The sequence below is a fragment of the Marinobacter goseongensis genome, from assembly GCF_023156235.1.
Taxonomy (GTDB): domain Bacteria; phylum Pseudomonadota; class Gammaproteobacteria; order Pseudomonadales; family Oleiphilaceae; genus Marinobacter; species Marinobacter goseongensis.
Map to the genome: position 1 here is coordinate 85,909 of NZ_JAKZAI010000011.1, position 18,530 is coordinate 104,438.

At 60.0% G+C, this 18,530-nt stretch carries 21 protein-coding genes; 18 read left to right on the top strand and 3 right to left on the bottom strand.

The window, feature by feature from the left end; all coding sequences use genetic code 11:
- Window positions 1–203: 203 nt before the first annotated feature.
- From fliE to flhB, 18 genes are all read left to right on the top strand, one after another.
- Window positions 204–572, top strand: coding sequence for a flagellar hook-basal body complex protein FliE (gene fliE / locus MLC70_RS11625; RefSeq protein WP_248183926.1), 369 nt, complete (start codon window positions 204–206; stop codon window positions 570–572).
- Between the two features lie 15 nt (window positions 573–587).
- Entirely contained in the window at window positions 588–2,279 is a 1,692-nt protein-coding gene (gene fliF, locus MLC70_RS11630; RefSeq protein WP_248183927.1) for a flagellar basal-body MS-ring/collar protein FliF, read from the top strand.
- Window positions 2,272–3,324, top strand: a complete 1,053-nt coding sequence (fliG, locus tag MLC70_RS11635) for a flagellar motor switch protein FliG (protein WP_282448436.1) — start codon at window positions 2,272–2,274, stop codon at window positions 3,322–3,324. The genes fliF and fliG overlap by 8 nt, the downstream gene beginning before the upstream one ends.
- Window positions 3,324–4,199 carry a flagellar assembly protein FliH gene (locus tag MLC70_RS11640; protein WP_248183930.1) on the top strand — a complete coding sequence of 292 codons (876 nt, stop codon included), beginning with the start codon at window positions 3,324–3,326 and terminating at the stop codon, window positions 4,197–4,199. The genes fliG and MLC70_RS11640 overlap by 1 nt, the downstream gene beginning before the upstream one ends.
- On the top strand, window positions 4,180–5,565 hold the full coding sequence (fliI, locus tag MLC70_RS11645) for a flagellar protein export ATPase FliI (RefSeq protein ID WP_248183932.1): 1,386 nt from the start codon (window positions 4,180–4,182) through the stop codon (window positions 5,563–5,565). Before MLC70_RS11640 ends, fliI begins: the two co-directional genes overlap by 20 nt.
- A complete protein-coding gene (gene fliJ / locus MLC70_RS11650; protein WP_248183934.1) occupies window positions 5,565–6,008 on the top strand; it encodes a flagellar export protein FliJ in 444 nt (147 codons plus the stop codon). The genes fliI and fliJ overlap by 1 nt, the downstream gene beginning before the upstream one ends.
- Before the next feature lie 101 nt (window positions 6,009–6,109).
- The gene (locus tag MLC70_RS11655; RefSeq protein WP_248183936.1) at window positions 6,110–6,415 is read left to right on the top strand and encodes an STAS domain-containing protein; all 306 of its coding nucleotides are present in this window, start codon (window positions 6,110–6,112) and stop codon (window positions 6,413–6,415) included.
- 41 nt (window positions 6,416–6,456) lie between these two features.
- On the top strand, window positions 6,457–8,226 hold the full coding sequence (locus tag MLC70_RS11660) for a SpoIIE family protein phosphatase (protein ID WP_248183937.1): 1,770 nt from the start codon (window positions 6,457–6,459) through the stop codon (window positions 8,224–8,226).
- Window positions 8,219–8,566 (top strand): Hpt domain-containing protein, encoded by a 348-nt coding sequence (locus MLC70_RS11665; RefSeq protein ID WP_248183938.1) that lies wholly within the window; start codon window positions 8,219–8,221, stop codon window positions 8,564–8,566. The genes MLC70_RS11660 and MLC70_RS11665 overlap by 8 nt, the downstream gene beginning before the upstream one ends.
- Before the next feature lie 95 nt (window positions 8,567–8,661).
- On the top strand, window positions 8,662–9,903 hold the full coding sequence (locus MLC70_RS11670; protein WP_248183939.1) for a flagellar hook-length control protein FliK: 1,242 nt from the start codon (window positions 8,662–8,664) through the stop codon (window positions 9,901–9,903).
- A gap of 186 nt (window positions 9,904–10,089) precedes the next feature.
- The gene (locus MLC70_RS11675) at window positions 10,090–10,602 is read left to right on the top strand and encodes a flagellar basal body-associated FliL family protein (RefSeq protein ID WP_248183940.1); all 513 of its coding nucleotides are present in this window, start codon (window positions 10,090–10,092) and stop codon (window positions 10,600–10,602) included.
- 51 nt (window positions 10,603–10,653) lie between these two features.
- A complete protein-coding gene (fliM, locus tag MLC70_RS11680; RefSeq protein ID WP_248183941.1) occupies window positions 10,654–11,652 on the top strand; it encodes a flagellar motor switch protein FliM in 999 nt (332 codons plus the stop codon).
- Entirely contained in the window at window positions 11,645–12,166 is a 522-nt protein-coding gene (gene fliN, locus MLC70_RS11685; protein ID WP_248183942.1) for a flagellar motor switch protein FliN, read from the top strand. Before fliM ends, fliN begins: the two co-directional genes overlap by 8 nt.
- 1 nt (window position 12,167) lies before the next feature.
- Complete coding sequence (gene fliO / locus MLC70_RS11690) at window positions 12,168–12,644, top strand: flagellar biosynthetic protein FliO (protein ID WP_248183944.1); 477 nt, start codon at window positions 12,168–12,170, stop codon at window positions 12,642–12,644.
- 3 nt (window positions 12,645–12,647) lie between these two features.
- Window positions 12,648–13,412, top strand: a complete 765-nt coding sequence (gene fliP, locus MLC70_RS11695; RefSeq protein WP_248183945.1) for a flagellar type III secretion system pore protein FliP — start codon at window positions 12,648–12,650, stop codon at window positions 13,410–13,412.
- Between the two features lie 10 nt (window positions 13,413–13,422).
- The gene (gene fliQ, locus MLC70_RS11700; RefSeq protein ID WP_248183946.1) at window positions 13,423–13,692 is read left to right on the top strand and encodes a flagellar biosynthesis protein FliQ; all 270 of its coding nucleotides are present in this window, start codon (window positions 13,423–13,425) and stop codon (window positions 13,690–13,692) included.
- 3 nt (window positions 13,693–13,695) lie between these two features.
- Complete coding sequence (fliR, locus tag MLC70_RS11705; RefSeq protein WP_248183947.1) at window positions 13,696–14,481, top strand: flagellar biosynthetic protein FliR; 786 nt, start codon at window positions 13,696–13,698, stop codon at window positions 14,479–14,481.
- Entirely contained in the window at window positions 14,481–15,617 is a 1,137-nt protein-coding gene (gene flhB, locus MLC70_RS11710) for a flagellar biosynthesis protein FlhB (protein ID WP_248183948.1), read from the top strand. Before fliR ends, flhB begins: the two co-directional genes overlap by 1 nt.
- Window positions 15,618–15,637: 20 nt before the next feature.
- Here the strand turns inward: flhB and MLC70_RS11715 are convergent, their stop codons facing one another.
- The 3 genes from MLC70_RS11715 to upp are packed head-to-tail and all read right to left on the bottom strand — an operon-like array spanning window position 15,638 to window position 18,370.
- The gene (locus MLC70_RS11715; RefSeq protein ID WP_248183949.1) at window positions 15,638–16,492 is read right to left on the bottom strand and encodes a class I SAM-dependent methyltransferase; all 855 of its coding nucleotides are present in this window, start codon (window positions 16,490–16,492) and stop codon (window positions 15,638–15,640) included.
- Window positions 16,473–17,729 (bottom strand): uracil-xanthine permease family protein, encoded by a 1,257-nt coding sequence (locus MLC70_RS11720; RefSeq protein ID WP_248183951.1) that lies wholly within the window; start codon window positions 17,727–17,729, stop codon window positions 16,473–16,475. The genes MLC70_RS11715 and MLC70_RS11720 overlap by 20 nt, the downstream gene beginning before the upstream one ends.
- A gap of 2 nt (window positions 17,730–17,731) precedes the next feature.
- Window positions 17,732–18,370 (bottom strand): uracil phosphoribosyltransferase, encoded by a 639-nt coding sequence (upp, locus tag MLC70_RS11725; protein WP_248183953.1) that lies wholly within the window; start codon window positions 18,368–18,370, stop codon window positions 17,732–17,734.
- Between the last annotated feature and the right edge of the window lie 160 nt (window positions 18,371–18,530).

The window sequence follows — 18,530 nt, forward strand, 5'->3', positions numbered from 1 at the left end:
CAAAGGCACGATTCAGGGCACCCCAAGGTGCCCTTTTTTTCTGTCAAATCCCCGTCACCAGCGGACCCCTCCCTTCCTGAATCCCTCGTAATGCAATGAAAGAAAAGACTATTCCCTCGTTGGCCTGGTGTTTGCTTTATAGCCACTAACAGAATCAGAGTTCAATGGATGGTTGTCAGTCAGACCACTCCGGGGAGTCAGTTATGGTCGAGCGTGCAGATATCAACAGTGTTTTGTCGGAAATCCGCAACATGCGTTCGCAGATGATGCAGAATCAGCGTGTTGAGCAGGATAACAACATCCGTGGTCGGATCGACGGCCCCCAGCGAGTCGACAAGAGCCCCGAAACCCCGAGCTTTGGGGATATGCTCAGCCGCGCAGTGGGCAATGTGAACGAACTTCAGCAGACCTCTGGCGATCTGAGAACGGCCTACGACATGGGCGATCCCAATGTCGATATCACTCGGGTGATGATCGCCGCGCAAAAGGCGTCAGTCTCCTTCGAAGCCCTGACCCAGGTTCGTAACCGGGTGGTTCAGGCCTACGAAGACATCATGAACATGCCGGTGTAATAGCGGAGTAACCCCATGGCCAGCGTACCTGCAGAAACCGCCAAAATGCCGGCAACCGCCGATAACGACAACACGGAAAGCCGCAGCGATCTGCTGTTCGGTTTCAATCGGCTTAATCTGCTGCGCCAGGTTGGTCTGATGGTGGGCCTGGCGGCCAGCGTTGCACTGGGTGTGGCGGTCGTGCTCTGGGCGCAGGAACCGAACTATCAGCCCGTGGTGGGGGACATGTCCGGTTACAACCCGCAAGACATTACCTCGATCCTCGATCAGAACGGTATCACCTACCGCATGGACCCTCGCTCCGGGGCCCTGCTCGTCCCATCAGATGAAGTCTACAACGCCCGTCTGAAACTGGCTGCTGAGGGCGTCACCGATGAGAAGACCATGGGCTACGAGCTGCTGGACCAGGATCGCGGGCTGGGCACGTCCCAATTCATGGAAACGATCAGTTTCCGCCGTGGTCTCGAGGGCGAACTGGCGCGAACCATTGCGGCTATGCGTGGTGTCAGATCGGCGCGCGTTCACCTGGCCATTCCGGAGCGTTCGGTGTTTGTCCGCGATGCCCGCACACCCACCGCATCTGTGTTTCTTGATGTTTTCGCCGGGCGCAAGCCTGAGAAAGAACACATTGCCGCCATCGTGAATCTGGTGGCCGGCAGCATTCCCGGCATGAGTAAAGACAACGTGACGGTAGTGGACCAGAATGGCAGCCTGCTGACCGGCCGCGAGGGCAACAGTAACAGCCAGCAGATCAAAGATCAGTACGACTATACCAGCCGCGTTGAAGAGCGCCTGACCGGACGAGTCGCGTCGCTGGTCGGTCCGATTGTCGGTGACGGTCGCTATCGTGCGGAAGTGACAGCCGATCTGGACTTCTCGTCGGTTGAACAGGCGGAAGAGCTGTTCAACCCAGAACAACAGGCTATCCGCAGTGAGCGTGAAATGAGCGAAGAGCACACCGGGGGCGGGGTAGGGGGCATTCCTGGCGCTTTGGCGAATCAGCCGCCGGCTGCGGCTCAGGTGCCGGAAAACGTCGAAGGCGAGGATGGCCAGCCAGCGCCACAACCGGTCAATGTGCGCCGTGAATCCACCCGTAATTACGAAATGGATCGCACGGTCAGTTACATCCGCCAGGAGCTGGGCCGGGTGAAACGCCTGACCGTGGCACTGGCGGTCGATGACATGAAGGTGGTTGACCCGCAAACCGGCGCAGTCAGCTATGAGCCCTGGCCCGAGCAGGAGCTGCAGCGCCTCAATATGCTGGTGCGGGATGCCGTGGGCTATTCTGCCGCCCGGGGCGACAGCGTGACAGTGATGAACACGGCTTTTGCTGCCCAGGAGCAGATTGAATTCGAGAGTCCGGGTTTCTGGACGCAGCCCTGGTTCTGGGACCTGATGAAGCAGGTGCTGGCGGGGCTGGTCATTCTGGTGCTGGTGCTGGGCCTGCTGCGCCCGACGCTCAAGAGCCTGTCCGGTGGTGGCCGTAACGAGCGTCGCGACAGCCGTGACGAGGAAAACTATGGAGGCCTGAACCAGATCGAAGGCGGCGACGCACTGCGCCAGGCCATGTCCTCCCAGGACGAACTGCTGTTGCCGGGGGCAACGGACAGCTATGATAGACAGTTGAATGCTCTGAAAGGCCTGATTGCCGAGGACCCGGCCCGGGTGGCTCAGGTCATGCGCCAGTGGGTGAATGTCGATGACTGAAGAAACCAATCGTCCGGCGGAGGTTGCCCAGACGGCACCGCAAAAACCGCAACGCAAGATTCCCCGGGTGGAGCAGGCAGCCATACTGCTGATGTCGCTGGGTGAAACCGATGCGGCGGAAGTGCTCAAGCACATGGGTCCCAAAGAGGTGCAGCGCGTCGGCGTGGCCATGGCCCAGATGCGTGACGTCAGCAAAGACGACGTCAACTTCGTGCTCAACCAGTTTGTGGAAGCCGTCGGTGGCCAGACCGGCCTCGGCGTCGGCAACGACGACTACATACGCAGCATGCTGACCCAGGCGCTGGGCGACGACAAGGCGTCCAGCCTCATCGACCGTATTCTGATTGGCGGCAACACCACCGGTCTCGATACTCTGAAATGGATGGAGCCCCGCGCGGTCGGCGATATCATTCGGTACGAACACCCGCAGATTCAGGCCATTGTCATCTCCTATCTGGATCCGGATCAGGCGGCGGAGATCCTCGCCACTCTGGATGACAAGGTGCGTCTGGATGTCATGATGCGTGTGGCGTCTCTGGAGAGTATCCAGCCCCAAGCGCTGCAGGAACTCAACAACATCCTCGAGAAGCAGTTCTCCGGCGGCTCGGCCGCCCAGACCAGCCGGATTGGTGGTGTCAAACGAGCAGCGGATATCATGAACTTCATGGATCGCAGTGTTGAAGGCGGGCTGATGGACTCCATCAAGGACATGGATCCGGATCTGGCGTCCACCATCGAGGATCTGATGTTCGTCTTCGATAACCTGAGGGATATCGACGATCGGGGTATCCAGGCGCTGCTGCGCGAAGTGTCTTCGGAAGTGCTGGTTGTCGCGTTGAAAGGCGCCGACGAAGGTGTACAGGACAAGATCTTCAAGAACATGTCGAAACGGGCGGCCGAACTGCTGCAGGACGACCTGGAAGCCAAGGGGCCGGTCCGGGTCAGTGAAGTGGAGTCTGCCCAGAAAGACATTATTACCATTGCCCGCCGTATGGCCGAAGCCGGTGAAATCACCCTCGGTGGCGCTGGCGAAGAAATGATGTGATGAAAGACAGCGAGAAAAGCCTCAACCGCATCCCTAAAGAGCAGCTCACCGCTTACGAGCGTTGGGAGTTGCCGCTGCTGGATGCCCGTGGCAACGAAGTGGCACGGGAGGAGGAGCGGGACGTCAAACCACTGACCGCGCAGGATATTGAGGATATCCGCCAGGCCGCCCGGGAAGATGGCCACGCCGAGGGTCGTGATGCCGGTTATCAGGCCGGGTTCAATGAAGGTCGGGAGCAGGGCCACAAGGACGGCCATGAGGCCGGTTTTGCCGAGGGCCGCGCGGTAGGCGAGGCGGCCGGCTTGGAAGAAACCCGCAAGGAAACCGAATCCCGCATGGACCGCCTTGAGCACCTGATGGGCGAGCTGTTGATACCGATCCGCCGCCACGAGGACGAACTGGAAACGGCGTTGATCAACCTCACCACAGTGCTGGCGCGCACCGTGGTTTACCGTGAGCTTTCCATCGATTCCTCCCAGATTCAGCAGGTGGTGCGCAAGGCCATGGCCGCACTGCCATCCACCAGTGACAATGTGCGCATCCACGTTCACCCGGATGATGCCCAGTGGGTCAGGCAGGTGGCGGAGCGATTCGAAGCCGACAGCGCGGTGGTCGAGGACGACACCCTTCTTCCCGGTGGCTGTAAGCTGGAAACCCGCCATAGCCTGGTGGATTTCACCGTGGAAAAACGCTTCCAGAAAGCCGTGCAAAGCATGCTGGATCAGCAGTTGAACACCGAAGAGATTTCTGACGGAGAGAGCCTCAACGTCATGATGGATGACCTTACGGATTTCCATCGGGATGTGCTCGGCAACAGCGTTAGCGATTCCAGTACCAAGGACGAGGGCGAGGACGATGATCGGCAACCTGGCTGATCGCCTCGATCGGTTGCAGGGTTCCCTGAACAAGGAACCCGAGCCAGAGCTGTCCGGACGGCTGACCCGCATGGTGGGTCTGACCCTGGAATGTGTGGGTTGCCCCATGGTGGTGGGCGATCGCTGTGTGATACAGGGCCAGGGCACCGGCAGCGTGGAAGCCGAAGTGGTCGGCTTCGAGGACGATCGGGTCTACCTCATGCCTTTGACAGCCATCGAAGGCTTGCGTCCGGGTGCGAGGGTGGTGCCCCTTTCCGCCGCCAGCCGCGTGCCGGTGGGGCCGCAGATGCTGGGCCGTGTGGTCGACGGCAGTGGCGAGCCGCTGGACGGCAAGGGCCCGCTGCAAACCGAGGCTCGGGTCTCCATTCACGGTGATATTATCAACCCGTTGGACCGGGCGCCGGTGCGGCAGTCCATGGACGTGGGCATTCGCGCTATTAATGCACTGATGACCGTGGGTCAGGGCCAGCGCCTCGGCCTGTTTGCCGGCAGTGGTGTGGGTAAAAGTATGCTGCTGGGCATGATGACCCGGTTTACCGACGCCGATGTCACCGTGGTCGGGTTGATTGGTGAGCGGGGCCGTGAGGTCAAAGAATTTATCGAGGATATTCTGGGCGACGAGGGGCTGGCCCGTTCCGTGGTGGTGGCAGCGCCCGCGGACGACTCGCCGCTGATGCGCCTGCGTGCGGCGATGCTGACCACCCGTATCGCGGAATATTACCGCGATCAGGGCAAACGCGTGCTGCTGTTGATGGATTCCCTGACCCGCTATGCCCAGGCTCAGCGGGAGATTGCGCTGGCGGTGGGCGAACCGCCGGCCACCAAGGGTTACCCACCCTCGGTGTTTGCCAAACTGCCGCAGTTGGTCGAGCGCACGGGGAACGGCCGCCCCGGGGGTGGCTCGATCACGGCATTCTACACCGTGTTGACCGAAGGCGATGACCAGCAGGACCCCATTGCCGATGCTGCCCGAGCCATCCTCGATGGGCACATTGTGTTGTCCCGCCGACTGGCCGAGGAGGGGCATTATCCGGCCATCGATGTGGAAGCGTCCATCAGCCGGGTCATGCCCCAGGTGACCGAGCTGGAGCATTTCTCGCGGGCACAGCGGTTCAAACAGGTTTACTCCCGTTATCAGCAGGCCCGGGATCTGATCAGCGTGGGCGCCTATGTAAAAGGGTCGGATTCGGAAACCGATTTCGCCATGACCCACATCAGCAACATGCGGCAGTTCCTCCAGCAGGGGCTCAATGAGAGTTCGCCACTGGCGGAGAGCATTGAACAGTTGCTGGCGGCGGTGCCAGAGCGCCGCTCTCTTGAGCGCCTGAAAGCCGGTGTGCCAAAAGTTACCGGAGAATCTGAGTAATGCTGCGTTCCCGGCGGCTTGCCGTGGTGTTAACGCTTGAGGAGCGCAAGGAGCAGGAAGCCCTGGAAAAACTCGGGGAAGCCCGCCAGCAGGTTGAAGCCCAGCAGCAGCAGATCGACGACCTGAACCGTTACCAACAGGAGTATCGCGACCAGATCCGCAGCAACCAGCAGGGCGTGGTATCGGTGACCCGTCTGCAGGCCTGGCAGGCGTTTATCTCGCAATTGGATCAGGTGCTGCGGCAACAGCACAAACAGCTGGACATGCTCCAGCAAAAGTTTGATGAAGCGCGCCGGCAGTGGCAGATGGCCTGGGAGCGCCGCCGCGGCATGGAAAAGTACATCGAGACCTGTCGCCAGCAGGAGCAGCGCGAGCAGGACCTGAAAGAGCAGAAACTGTCCGATGAAGCCGCCGGGCGCGCGTTCGCCCGTCGCCGCCGCTAATTTCCCGTGAATTGCCGGCTTGAGCCGGGTGCAAATCATCGGCACTGAGCTATTCTTATCGGTGTAAAGCCTTTTCGGTCAATTCCCACGGAGGATCAGGAATGCCTATTCAGACGCGTCGCAGCGAAGACGGTCGCACCCTGACCATCAAAATTGAGGGGCGGTTCGATTTCAGCACCCACCAGGCCTTCCGTGACGCCTACGAACATGGTGATCAGGAGGTGAAGGCGTTTGTGGTGGACCTCACTGACACCACCTATCTGGACAGCTCAGCCCTGGGCATGTTGTTGCTGTTGCGCGATTACGCCGGCGGCGACAACGCCAGCATCCGTATTGAAAACTGCAACAGTGACGTTCGTCGTATTCTGGCCATATCCAATTTCGAGCAGTTGTTTGCCATCCACTGACCGGCAGTAAAACCCTCGACAGACACCTGGGGAGGCCCGTTGTGGAGGATGCACCATCCGATAATCAGCCACTTAGAATCCTGATTGCCGACGACAGCGACAGCGATCGCCTCATTCTGAAGACTCTGTTACGTCGCCTCGGCCATAAGGTGCTCGACGCCGCTAACGGCGCCGAGGCGGTGGAACTGTTCCGTCAGGCCTCGCCACAGATTGTTTTGCTGGACGCGCTGATGCCCCGCATGGACGGAATGGAAGCGGCGAGGCAGATCAAGACGTTGGCCGGCGAGCGCCTGGTGCCGCTGATCTTCCTCACCTCCCTGTCCGACGCCGATGCGCTCGCCCGATGCCTGGAGGCCGGCGGTGACGATTTTCTGACCAAGCCCTATAACCGGGTCATTATCGAGGCCAAGATCAACGCGTTTAACCGCATGCGCCTGATGCATGAAACGCTGAGCCATCAGCGGGATCTGATCCACGAACAGAATCGCAAACTCACCGAAGAACAGGAAATCGCCAAGCGGGTGTTCGAGAACGTGGCCCACACCGGATGCCTGGATGCCGCCAGCATTCGCCACCATGCCTCGCCCATGTCGATCTTCAACGGCGATATCCTGTTTGCCTGCCCACGGCCCGACGGTGGTATACAGCTCCTCATCGGCGATTTCACCGGGCATGGCTTGCCGGCGGCCATTGGCGCTATGCCGGTTGCCGAGATTTTCTACGGGATGACCAGCAAGGGGTTCAGCGCCAGTGACGTGCTGAGGGAGATCAATCAGAAACTCAAGCGTATTCTGCCGTCGGGCATGTTCTGCTGCGCCGCGCTGATTCAGGCGGATTTTGCCCTGAATCAGATTCAGGTGTGGAACGGTGGGCTTCCTGATGGATGGGTTATTCGCACGGCCGCAGAGCCCGTCCAGCTGCCCTCCGCGCATTTGCCGCTGGGGGTGCTGGATGCGACCCGCTTCAATGCGGCAATGACCATCCTGAAGACCTGCCCCGGCGATACCCTGCTGTTCATGACCGATGGTGTTATGGAAACCAGAAACGCCGGGGGCGACATGTTCGGCGACAACGGCGTGGCCGCCGCCCTGCGCGGTATCAAGGATGGCGAAACGCCGTTTGATGCAGTAATGGGCCGGTTACACGAGTTCTCCGGTGGCCTGCTTGAGCAGGACGACCTGACCCTGGTGACCCTTGAAATGGCCGACGGTGCCGCGCTGGAGGGGCTCTCTGACCGTTTGCAGCTGTCTGCGCTGGAAGGGCCGGCAGAATGGCGTTGCACCTATCAGATCCGCGACCGCACGTTGGGCCAGTTCAGCCCGCTGCCGCTGTTGCTGCATATCTGCATGGAAGTCCCGGGGCTGAGGCGTCGCAGTGGGGAAATCTACATTCTGCTGTCGGAGCTTTACACCAATGCCCTCGAGCATGGCATCCTGGGGTTACCGTCGGAGTGGAAATCAACCGCAGAAGGCTTCGGGCGTTACTATGAAGAGCGAGAAAAGCGGCTTAATGAAATTGAGGAGCACTTCATCAAATTCAGCCTCACCCATTCCATGACCGATTATGGTGGTCGGCTGGTGGTGGTCTGTGAGGATAGCGGCCGGGGTTTCGACTTCCACAAACACGGTCAGCCACCGGAGGCCGGGCGGGGTTATGCCGGGCGCGGTTTGATGTTGCTGCACCGTCTGGCAGGGCCGCTGACCTTCAGAGAGCGCGGAAATCATGTTGAAATCGTATATGATTGGCACTTTTCAGAGGCCGGAAAGTCAGAAAATCCGGCCGTCACCAAATCGGGGGTTAGTCATGAATGACAGACCGCACCTGGATGAAGAGGCTCTGGCTGAGCTTCAGGATGTGATGGAAAACGAGTTCGATGTGTTGATCCAAACCTACATCAGTGATTCGGCCGAGCGTGTGTCTGCGTTGCGGACGGCGTTGGAAGCCGGAGACGCCGACGCGCTCGCCAAAACCGCCCACAGCTTCAAGGGCAGTTCCATCAATATCGGTGCGCCACGTTTGGGGGCGCTGTGCATGGACGTGGAGGACGCCGGTCGGGCAGGACGTCTGGCTGACGCCGGGCCGATGCTGGACAGGGTCGAGTCAGAATTCCGCCAGGTTCAGGAGATGCTGGAAAGTTTCATGGTCGATTGAACCCGGGCTCAAACGAGAGTGGCATTGCTTTTGCTGTAACTCAGGAAACGAGGATGTTTCTTACTCCTAACCTGTAAAAGCGGCAAGAGGTTGCCATGTCCCAGATGGTTCTTCCACAAACCCCGGCCCCCGGGGCACAGGCCGACACTGGCGGCAAGAAGCCGCCAACCGGTTCTGAAAAATCCGCAGACAGTCGTTTCGATTCCGTGTCCCGCGCGGAGCAGAAGCGGCTTGACCAGAAACAGGCGGATCGCCGGGACGATGCCAGGGCCCTTGAAAAGGCCCGTCAGAAACCGGACGAGCGCACCGAGCCCCCGGCCGAGAGCGACAGGCGCGCGGACACCAGCGAGTCTGCCCGCAAAGCGTCAACAACCGCCACCGATGACACGCCGACCGAAGCCGGCCAGGCCTCCGCCACGGAGGAAGAGGTCGCGCAAAACGGGGCAGCCACTGCCGACCTTGAGCCCCAGACCGATGCGGTAGCGCTGACCTTTGCCGAACTGCAGGCACTGGTGGTGCCAGCAACAGGCGCCGCGAACCCGGGGATGAGCGGTACCAACGCTATGAGTGCCAATTCAGGGGGTATGCCCGGTAGCATGGGGCAGCCTCCGGGTATGCAGGGTCTTGCCGGCGTGCTGGCCGGGCTACCTGGTATGAAAGGCATGATTCCGGGTAATCAGGCGGACAGCGGCGGCAAGGGCGCCAGCCAGTCTGCAGGCTTTCAGTTTTCTGAAGCGCTGACCGCGCTTGGTGCGGAATCCGGACGCGCCCAGGACAACACTTCGCTGCTGGCTTCCGGGCGGGTACAGTCCCTGGCGGACGTGTCTGGCCAGCAGTTGGCCAGCGCGACCGCCAGGCTGCCTGCTGAGGGCGCCGGTCTCAGGGGCTATGCCACGTCGGTGGACGTGCCGGTCGGACACGCCGAATGGGGCGACAAGTTGATCGGGAAGCTGGCCTGGCTGACGGCCAACAAACTGTCGGTGGCAGAGATTCATCTCACACCGCCGGATATGGGGCCCATGGAGGTTCGGGTGCAGGTCCAGCATGAGCAGGCTAACATCACCGTTCACTCAGCTAACCCCGCGGTGCGAGACCAGCTTGAACTGCACAGCCACCGGTTAAGGGACATGCTCAGTGAGCACGGATTGTCTCTCGAGCAGTTTGATGTGGCCGATTCGCCGCAGCAACAGGCGGATGGCCAGGATGCGGGTGGTGAATCCGGTAACGCCGGCAACACCCCGGATTCCGACCTGGCGGGATCCGCTCAGGATGAACTGGGCGTTGCGTCCGGCGGCCTGGATCTTACCTGGAAAGGTGAAATCGATATTTTTGCCTGACCTGCCTGACCTGTCTGACGGGGCCCTCGGGCCCCGTGCTTTATTCTCCTTTGCCCATCCCTCCCCACAACGCTAAACTGCTGTTCTGAATCGGGCAATTTGGTCTTTTGGCCCATCCTTTGCTTGATGACTCTGAAAGGACCCAATACACCATCCGGATGACGGATTTCTGGCGAATCGCAGTTTATGGCTGAAAACACGACCCCCGCGGCTCCGCCCGCAAAAAAAGGCAAGCTCAAACAGATCATCCTGTTGGCACTGGTGATCGTGCTTGCGGTGGCGCTGTCTGTTGTTGGCACTCTGTGGTTTCTCGGCGGCGGATTGCCGGGCATGTCCGAGGGTGAGGAGGCCCCGCAGGAAGCCGCGGAGGTGTTCGCACCGAGCGTCTACATCGATATCGAGAAAGCGCTGGTTACTACCGTTCAGTCCGAGGGTGGCGGACGTCAGCGGTACGCCCAGGTGTTCGTCTCGCTCGAGGCCGACAACCCTCAGACCCTGTCTGCGGCTGAGCTGCATATGCCGTTGATTCGCAGTCAGTTGGTCAGTCTGCTGGGTAGCAGTCAATTCCTGGAATTGCAGACCCCGGAGGGCAGGGCGGCACTGGCCGACAGCATGCTGACCACCATCAACCGGGTGCTTGAGCAGGAGGGTGAATCCCCCCTGAAACGGGTATTGTTCCGGAATTTTGTTGTTCAATGAAAAGTATTATGAGGCCCCGGTAACGGGCGGCTTGTCAGGGCAGGAAAACGTATGCAGGACTTACTGTCACAGGATGAAATCGATGCCCTTCTCCACGGTGTGGATGACGGGGACATCGATACCTATGAGGAAACCGACGAGGCCGGTATAAAGTCCTACGATCTGGCCAGCCAGGACCGGATCGTTCGTGGCCGCATGCCCACCCTGGAGATGATCAACGAGCGGTTTGCCCGTTACACCCGAATCAGCCTGTTCAATCTGCTTCGCCGCAACGCCGATGTGTCCACCGGCGGGGTGCAGATCATGAAATTCGGCGAATACATTCATACTCTGTACGTGCCCACCAGTCTCAATCTCTGCAAGATCCGGCCGCTGCGCGGCACATCGCTGTTCGTGCTGGATGCCAAACTGGTTTTCAAGTTGGTCGACAACTTCTTCGGCGGCGAGGGCCGTCACGCCAAGATTGAAGGGCGTGAGTTCACCCCCACCGAAACCCGGATTGTGCAGATGGTGCTTAACCAGGTCTTTCACGACATGAAAGAAGCCTGGCACGCCGTGCTGAAAGTCGATTTCGAGTACCTCAGCTCGGAAGTGAACCCGGCCATGGCCAACATCGTCAGTCCCAGTGAAGTGGTGGTGGTCAGCACCTTCCACATCGAGCTTGATGGCGGCGGTGGTGAGCTGCACATGGCACTGCCTTACTCCATGATCGAGCCCATCCGCGAAGTGCTGGACGCCGGGGTTCAGAGTGACATAGACGACGTCGACGAACGCTGGGTGAATGCTTTGCAGGAAGACATCAAGGACGTGAGTGTCCCGGTCAATTCGATGGTCTGCCGGCGAAGGATCTCGCTTCGTGACATCGCAAAATTGAAGACCGGTGACATCATCCCGGTGGAGATTCCCGATTTTCTGACGGTGACCGCTAACGGGATACCGGTGTACAAAGCCACCATGGGTACCCGTGACGGGAAACTGGCGCTGAGAATTCACGAGCGGGCCACGGGGCCCAAGGTCAAGAAACAACTGAAGGTGGGACGCAATGGCTGACGACAACAAGAAAGACGACCAGGAACTCAGCGAAGACGAAAAGCTCGCCGCCGAGTGGGAGGCCGCCATGGAGGAGACCGGTGACGACGAGGACTCCAGCGAGGACGAATGGGCCGCGGCAATGGCGGAAGCCGAATCGGCTGATGCGGGCGATGGCGATGGCGACGGCAAGGGCAGTGGTTCCAGCGTTCGTGCCGCACCCATGGAGGAGTTCGAGGAATCGTCCAAAATTTCCCAGGGCAGCGGCCCGGCACCGGATCTGGATGTCATTCTCGATATTCCGGTCACCATCTCCATGGAAGTGGGCAACACCCAGATTCCCATCCGCAACCTGCTGCAACTGAACCAGGGCTCGGTGATCGAACTGGACCGCCTGGCCGGTGAGCCGCTGGATGTCCTGGTCAACGGTACTCTGATCGCCCATGGCGAGGTGGTGATGGTGAACGAGAAGTTCGGTATCCGTCTCACCGACGTGATCAGCCCGGGCGAACGCATCAAACGGTTGCAGAAGTAAGATGGGCTGGCAGCCACGCGTCCTCAGGTCCCGGTTACTGCGCACGGTCTCGGCTCTGAGTGTCAGCCTGCTTCCCGTGCTGGCCATAGCGGAAGAAGCCCCGGCCCGGGAAGAGACCGCCAGCGCGCCAGACACCCTGGCCACCATGTTGAGTCTCGGCGGCGGCCTGCTGGCTGTCATCGCCATTATTTACGGGTGCGCCTGGATCATCCGCCGCATGAACGGCATGACCGGCATGAACAATCAGGCCATCAAGGTGGTCTCGGTGATGGCGTTGGGCGCACGGGAACGGATCGCCCTGATTGAGGTGGGCGGCCAGCAGATTCTGGTCGGTATTACGCCCTCAACGATCCGCACCCTGCAGGTATTCGATGAGCCGGTGGTGACGCCCGATCAGACCGGGTCCACCGAGTTTGCCCGCCGGCTTCAGGGCATGATCGGCAAGTCGTGGACATCCCGGTCCACAAAGGGAGACTGACCGATGAGCCCGCTTCTCCTGAAACGCGCCCTGGCGCTGCTGCCGCTGATCCTGTTGTGTGGCTGGAGCCCGGCGGTCCTGGCCGACCTGCCTGGCATCCCCGCCTTCACCATGACCCCGGGAGAAGAGCAGGGGGTCGAGGAGTATTCGGTCACCCTGCAGATCCTGGCATTGATGACGGCGCTGACGTTCCTGCCGGCGATGCTGATGATGATGACCTCATTCACCCGCATCATCATCGTGTTTTCCATCCTGCGTCAGGCATTGGGGTTGCAGGCGACACCGTCCAACCAGATCCTGCTGGGCCTGGCGTTGTTTCTCAGTATTTTCATTATGAAGCCGGTGCTGGAAGAAGCCAATCGAGTGGGCCTGCAACCGTACCTTGCGGAAGAGGTCACTTCGCTGGAGGCGGTGGAACGGGCCAGCCTGCCGTTCCGGGAGTTCATGCTGGCACAGACCCGGGAGAGCGATCTCGGGTTGTTCATGCGCTTGGCTGATGAACAGTACGATTCACCGGAGGATGTTTCATTCTGGGTGCTGCTGCCGGCGTTTGTCACCAGTGAGCTGAAGACAGCATTCCAGATCGGGTTTATTCTGTTTATACCCTTTCTGATCATCGACATGGTGGTGGCCAGCGTGCTGATGGCGATGGGTATGATGATGCTCTCGCCCATTATTATCTCGCTGCCGTTCAAGATCATGCTGTTTGTACTGGTGGATGGCTGGGCGCTGATCATGGGTACGCTGGCCGCCAGTTACGGCCTCTAGGGAGTCGCTTATGACACCGGGAACCGTTATTGACATTCTGCGCGAAGCGCTGTGGATGATTGTGCTGTTGTCTTCGGTGATTATCGGCCCGGGCCTGGTGATCGGTCTTGTAGTCAGCACCTTCCAGGCCGCCACGCAGATCAACGAACAGACCCTGAGCTTTCTGCCGCGGCTGCTGGTGACCCTGATTGTCATCATCGTGGCCGGGCCGTGGATGCTGACCAAGCTGCTTGATCATGCACAACGCCTGATATCCAGTATTCCCTACATCATTGGCTAACCCATGATGCCGACTGAACTCAGTGCTGATCTGATCGGCCAGTGGGCTGGCCAGCATCTGTGGCCGCTGTTCCGGCTGGCCAGCTTCATGATGGTAATTCCCATCTTCGGCACCCAGCTGGTGCCCACCCGGGTCCGTCTCGGGCTGGCCATTCTGATGACCATACTGATCGTGCCCATGATTCCCCCCGTGCCGCAGGTTGACGCCCTGAGCGCGGATGCCGTGGTGATCACCCTGCAGCAAATTCTGATCGGCATCGGTATGGGCTTTGCCATGACCGCACTCTGGCAACTCTTCGTGGTGGCCGGGCAGATGATCGCGATGCAGATGGGCCTGGGCTTCGCCTCGATGGTGGATCCCGCCAACGGCGTCAACGTGCCGGTGCTCTCGCAGATCTACACCATCACTATCACGTTGTTGTTTCTGGCGATGAACGGCCACCTGGTGATGTTCGAGGTCTTTATTGAAAGTTTCCGCACTCTGCCCATTGGTTTTGGTGGCTTGGGGCAGGAGGGCGTCTGGGAGCTGGCGCACCGGATCAGCTGGATGTTTGTCTCCGCCATGTTGCTGGCCCTGCCGGCAGTGTCCGCGGTGCTGATCGTTAGCATCGCCTTCGGCGTTATGACCCGGGCGGCACCGCAGATGAATATTTTTGCGCTTGGTTTCCCGATTGGCCTGATTTTTGGACTCTTCTCCATCTGGGTGCTGCACGCCAACTTTCTGCCGCACTTCGACCAGTACACCCGGGAAACGTTTGAGTTCATGAGAAACCTGCAGGGGCAGCCCTGATGGCTGAAGAAAACGACAACAGTCAGGAGAAAACCGAAGAGGCCACGCCCCGAAGGCTTGAAAAAGCCCGGGAGGATGGCCAGACAGCGCGCTCCAAGGAGCTGGCCACCATGGCCGTGCTGATGGCTGGCGCCGGTGGTCTGCTGATGTTTGGCAGCAGCCTGGGCGCGTCGCTGGAAGGCATCATGCGGGACAGCTTTGTGCTGGAACGCTCCGCCATCTTCGACACCCGCCATATGAGCGTGCAGCTGATCGGCTCGGCCAAAGAGGCGGCCCTTGCGCTGTCTCCCATTTTGCTTGTGCTGCTGATTGCCGCCATTGCCGGCTCCATCGGCATCGGCGGGCTGCTGTTCAGTGGCAAAGCCATTGCCCCCAAACTCAACCGCATGGACCCGATCAAAGGTTTGAAGCGGATGTTTTCCCTGCGCTCCCTGATCGAGCTGGTCAAGGCCATCCTGAAAGTAGGCCTGGTGCTGGCGGTCGCGATCCTGATACTCAACCTGCGCACCGACGACCTGTTGAGCATTGCCGAGGAACCGACGGTCCCGGCTATGGAGCACGTACTGTGGACTCTGGGTTGGAGTTTCTTTGTGCTGTCGACCGCCACCATCATCATCGCGGCCGTCGACGTGCCTTTCCAGATCTTTGATCACCAGAAGAAGCTGCGGATGACGAAGCAGGAGGTCAAGGACGAGTACAAGGACACCGAAGGTAAACCGGAGGTCAAAGGCCGCATTCGCCAGTTGCAGCGGGAAATGGCTCAGCGCCGGATGATGCAGGATGTACCGGGCGCAGATGTGGTTATCACCAACCCGACCCATTACGCCGTGGCGCTGAAGTACGACCAGAAATCCATGGCGGCGCCCATTGTAGTGGCAAAAGGCGCCGATCAGGTGGCCTTCAAGATCATGGAGATTGCCCGCGAGAACAAGGTGGAAATCCTGCGGACACCGCCGCTGACAAGGGCGGTGTATCACAATACCGACATCGGCGGCGAGATTCCGGATGGCCTTTACATGGCCATTGCCCAGGTTCTGGCCTACGTGTTCCAGCTACGCCAGTTCCGTAAGGGACGGGGTGATCGGCCTGGCATGCCGGACTTTCCTATTCCGCCGGATATGCGGCGCGACGTTTGAGCCTGGTTATTTTCGATAGCTCAGACCGAAGCCCCAACAACCCGAACCATCGGATCATGCCGGCTTTCAGGAATCGGCAGCAGCCCGTAAAACTCCGTCGGGTTAACCACCCGCACCGAGGGAAACCCGCAATCGCGGAAGTGGCGGTGGGCCTGCTGGTCATTGTCGAAATGGAAGCTGACCTGGCTGCGGGTCATGGTGCCCAGCATGCCGCCCAGGGCTTTCAGGGATGAGCGCAGGAGCGGTTGCCGCGGCATCAGGTAGCTTTCGGAGAGATACAGCGAGCCGGGGCGGATGGCCAGAGTGCGGGCCAGTCGTTGCCAGAAGCCGGTGATCACCTCAAGGGAAAAATAGCTGGTCAGGCCCTCGGTGATCACCACAATGGGTTTGGTGTTGTCGAAGGCGCGGGCAATGACCGCTTCCAGGGTGTGGTCGCCGGAATCCGCGAGGATATCAATGGGGGTCACCTTATGATGCTCGCCAAGACGGCCCGCCGCCAGGAGTCTGGCGGCCTTGCGGGAGGCCATGTCCGGCAGGTCTGCCTCCACCATGGTCAGGGTGGGGTGCTTTTCCCGCAGGCGGATGCCCCGTGGGGACATGCCACAGGCAATTTCCAGCACCTGGTCAACGCCGTTTTCAACGATAGCCCGGTCGATCAGATGGTCGATAATCAGGTGTCGTTGCAGCAGAAAGGTGCGGAGATTCCCGCCGATGGCAGCTTTGCTGGCGGTCTCGAAAGGGCTCATCAAATGATAAAGCCAGCGGCCCTGTTCGGTACTCAGAACGTCATCGGACAACCCGTTCCGGTGCCAGACGGCACCGGTGTAAAGGGCGGTGAAGCTGATGCCGGAACTGTCAGTCTGCTTTTTGCTCATAGATGGCCTTTCCCCAGGCTTCGCGCGTGCCGGGCAGTATCAGGTTGAGGGCAATCGCCACCACGGCACACAGGGCAATGCCCTCGAACTGACCGATGGCCATGCCGCCGATGCCGAATACCAGCGTGATCGCGACGATCACCAGATTGCGGGCCTGGGACAGGTCCACCTGATGGCGGATCAGGGTGTTCAGGCCGACCACGGCAATGGAGCCGAACAGCAGGCACAGGATGCCGCCCATAACCGGAACCGGGATGGTCTGCAACGCTGCACCAAACTTGCCGACGAACGCCAGCACGATGGCAATGATCGCCGCCCACCACATCACTTTCGGATTGAAGTTGCGGGTCAGTACCACCGCGCCGGTTACCTCGGAGTAGGTTGTGTTGGGCGGCCCGCCAAGCAGCGAGGCGGCGCTGGTGGCCAGACCGTCACCCAGCAGGGTGCGGTGCAGGCCGGGTTTTTCGAGGTAATTCTTGCGGGTGACGTTGCCGATGGCCAGGATGTCGCCGATATGCTCGATGGCGGGCGCAATGGCGACTGGGATCATGAACAGGATGGCACTCCAGCTGAAGGCCGGGGCGACGAAATCAGGAATTGCCAGCCAGGCGGCCTCGCGGATCGGCGTCAGATCCACAATGCCGGCAAAGGCCGAGAGGAGGTAGCCGACGATCACCCCGAACATGATCGGAATCAGGCGAAAAATGCCTTTCGCCCACACCGCCATGATCACCGTCACCAGCAGGGAGGTCATCGCAATCCAGATCGCGGTGTCGTAAGGCACCAGCTGCGCGGATCCGTCACCGGCGCGGCCCGAGGCCATGTGCACGGCCACCGGCGCCAGCCCCAGACCAATCACCATGATCACCGGGCCGATCACGACCGGTGGCAGCAGGCGGGTAATGAATCCTGTGCCGCGCAGTTTCACGGCGCCACTGAGAATGATGTACAGCACGCCCGCGGCCATCAGGCCGCCGAGGGTCTCTTCCAGGCCGAACTTGCTCTTGGCAGCAATAACCGGAGCGATGAAGGCAAAGGAAGACGCCAGGAAAATCGGAATCTGACCACCGGTCACAATGTGGAAAATCAGCGTGCCCAGGCCAGCGGTGAACAGGGCCACATTGGGATCGAGGCCGGTTATCAGCGGCATAAGCACCAGTGCGCCAAACGCCACCAGCAGCATTTGTGAGCCTGCGACGGCCTGCTTCCAGGTCGGGTCGTTGGTGTGGTCCTGCATGATCAGACGTCCTTCTGCTTGGTGCCGAAAATTTTGTCGCCGGCGTCACCAAGTCCGGGAAGGATATAGCCTTTTTCGTTCAGGCGCTCGTCAATTGAGGCCGTATAAATCGACACGTCCGGGTGTTTCTCCAGCACCTTCTCTACGCCTTCCGGGGCCGCCACCAGAATCAGCGCGCGGATTTCGGTGCTGCCGGCCTTTTTGAGGAGATCGATGGTGGAAATCAGTGAGCCGCCGGTGGCGAGCATGGGGTCGATGATCATCGCCATGCGCTGATCAAGCTCGCCCACCAGCTTTTCCAGGTAGGTGCTGGCTTCCAGCGTTTCCTCGTTACGGATCTGGCCAACCACGCTGACCCGTGCGCCCGGGATCAGACTCAATACGCCATCCAGCATGCCCATGCCGGCGCGCAGGATGGGAACGATGGTGACTTTCTTGCCCTGGATCTGCTCGATCTTAACCGGCCCGGCCCAGCCCTGGATGGTTTTTTCCTGTAGGGAGAAGTCCTTGGTGGCTTCGTAGGTCAGTAGCGCACCCACTTCTTGTGCCAGTTCACGAAAATTCTTGGTGCTGATGTCCGCGCGGCGCATCAGGCCGAGTTTGTGGCGGATCAGTGGGTGTTTAACCTCGTGGATTGGCATGTCGTCACCTCTGGGTCTGAGACCGGGTATAAGCCGGCTGTGTCGGAGTAAATGGCGCAAGGATACCGTATCTGACAGGTCGCGTCAGGCACTGAAAAAGGAAAACCCGCAAGGGCTGGTACGGATCTTGCGATCACCTTTTCAAACGGCGCATCAGCGT

What these genes read in the sequence shown, in the direction of transcription:
- fliO (WP_248183944.1), top strand. Translation starts at nt 12,168, where the DNA reads ATGGGCTGGCAGCCACGCGTCCTCAGGTCCCGGTTACTGCGCACGGTC.
- fliM (WP_248183941.1), top strand. Translation starts at nt 10,654, where the DNA reads ATGCAGGACTTACTGTCACAGGATGAAATCGATGCCCTTCTCCACGGT.
- fliR (WP_248183947.1), top strand. Translation starts at nt 13,696, where the DNA reads ATGATGCCGACTGAACTCAGTGCTGATCTGATCGGCCAGTGGGCTGGC.
- MLC70_RS11670 (WP_248183939.1), top strand. Translation starts at nt 8,662, where the DNA reads ATGTCCCAGATGGTTCTTCCACAAACCCCGGCCCCCGGGGCACAGGCC.
- fliE (WP_248183926.1), top strand. Translation starts at nt 204, where the DNA reads ATGGTCGAGCGTGCAGATATCAACAGTGTTTTGTCGGAAATCCGCAAC.
- MLC70_RS11640 (WP_248183930.1), top strand. Translation starts at nt 3,324, where the DNA reads ATGAAAGACAGCGAGAAAAGCCTCAACCGCATCCCTAAAGAGCAGCTC.
- MLC70_RS11720 (WP_248183951.1), bottom strand. Translation starts at nt 17,729, where the DNA reads ATGCAGGACCACACCAACGACCCGACCTGGAAGCAGGCCGTCGCAGGC.
- fliJ (WP_248183934.1), top strand. Translation starts at nt 5,565, where the DNA reads ATGCTGCGTTCCCGGCGGCTTGCCGTGGTGTTAACGCTTGAGGAGCGC.
- fliG (WP_282448436.1), top strand. Translation starts at nt 2,272, where the DNA reads ATGACTGAAGAAACCAATCGTCCGGCGGAGGTTGCCCAGACGGCACCG.
- flhB (WP_248183948.1), top strand. Translation starts at nt 14,481, where the DNA reads ATGGCTGAAGAAAACGACAACAGTCAGGAGAAAACCGAAGAGGCCACG.
- MLC70_RS11655 (WP_248183936.1), top strand. Translation starts at nt 6,110, where the DNA reads ATGCCTATTCAGACGCGTCGCAGCGAAGACGGTCGCACCCTGACCATC.
- MLC70_RS11665 (WP_248183938.1), top strand. Translation starts at nt 8,219, where the DNA reads ATGAATGACAGACCGCACCTGGATGAAGAGGCTCTGGCTGAGCTTCAG.
- fliN (WP_248183942.1), top strand. Translation starts at nt 11,645, where the DNA reads ATGGCTGACGACAACAAGAAAGACGACCAGGAACTCAGCGAAGACGAA.
- MLC70_RS11675 (WP_248183940.1), top strand. Translation starts at nt 10,090, where the DNA reads ATGGCTGAAAACACGACCCCCGCGGCTCCGCCCGCAAAAAAAGGCAAG.
- fliQ (WP_248183946.1), top strand. Translation starts at nt 13,423, where the DNA reads ATGACACCGGGAACCGTTATTGACATTCTGCGCGAAGCGCTGTGGATG.
- fliF (WP_248183927.1), top strand. Translation starts at nt 588, where the DNA reads ATGGCCAGCGTACCTGCAGAAACCGCCAAAATGCCGGCAACCGCCGAT.
- upp (WP_248183953.1), bottom strand. Translation starts at nt 18,370, where the DNA reads ATGCCAATCCACGAGGTTAAACACCCACTGATCCGCCACAAACTCGGC.
- MLC70_RS11715 (WP_248183949.1), bottom strand. Translation starts at nt 16,492, where the DNA reads ATGAGCAAAAAGCAGACTGACAGTTCCGGCATCAGCTTCACCGCCCTT.
- fliI (WP_248183932.1), top strand. Translation starts at nt 4,180, where the DNA reads ATGATCGGCAACCTGGCTGATCGCCTCGATCGGTTGCAGGGTTCCCTG.
- fliP (WP_248183945.1), top strand. Translation starts at nt 12,648, where the DNA reads ATGAGCCCGCTTCTCCTGAAACGCGCCCTGGCGCTGCTGCCGCTGATC.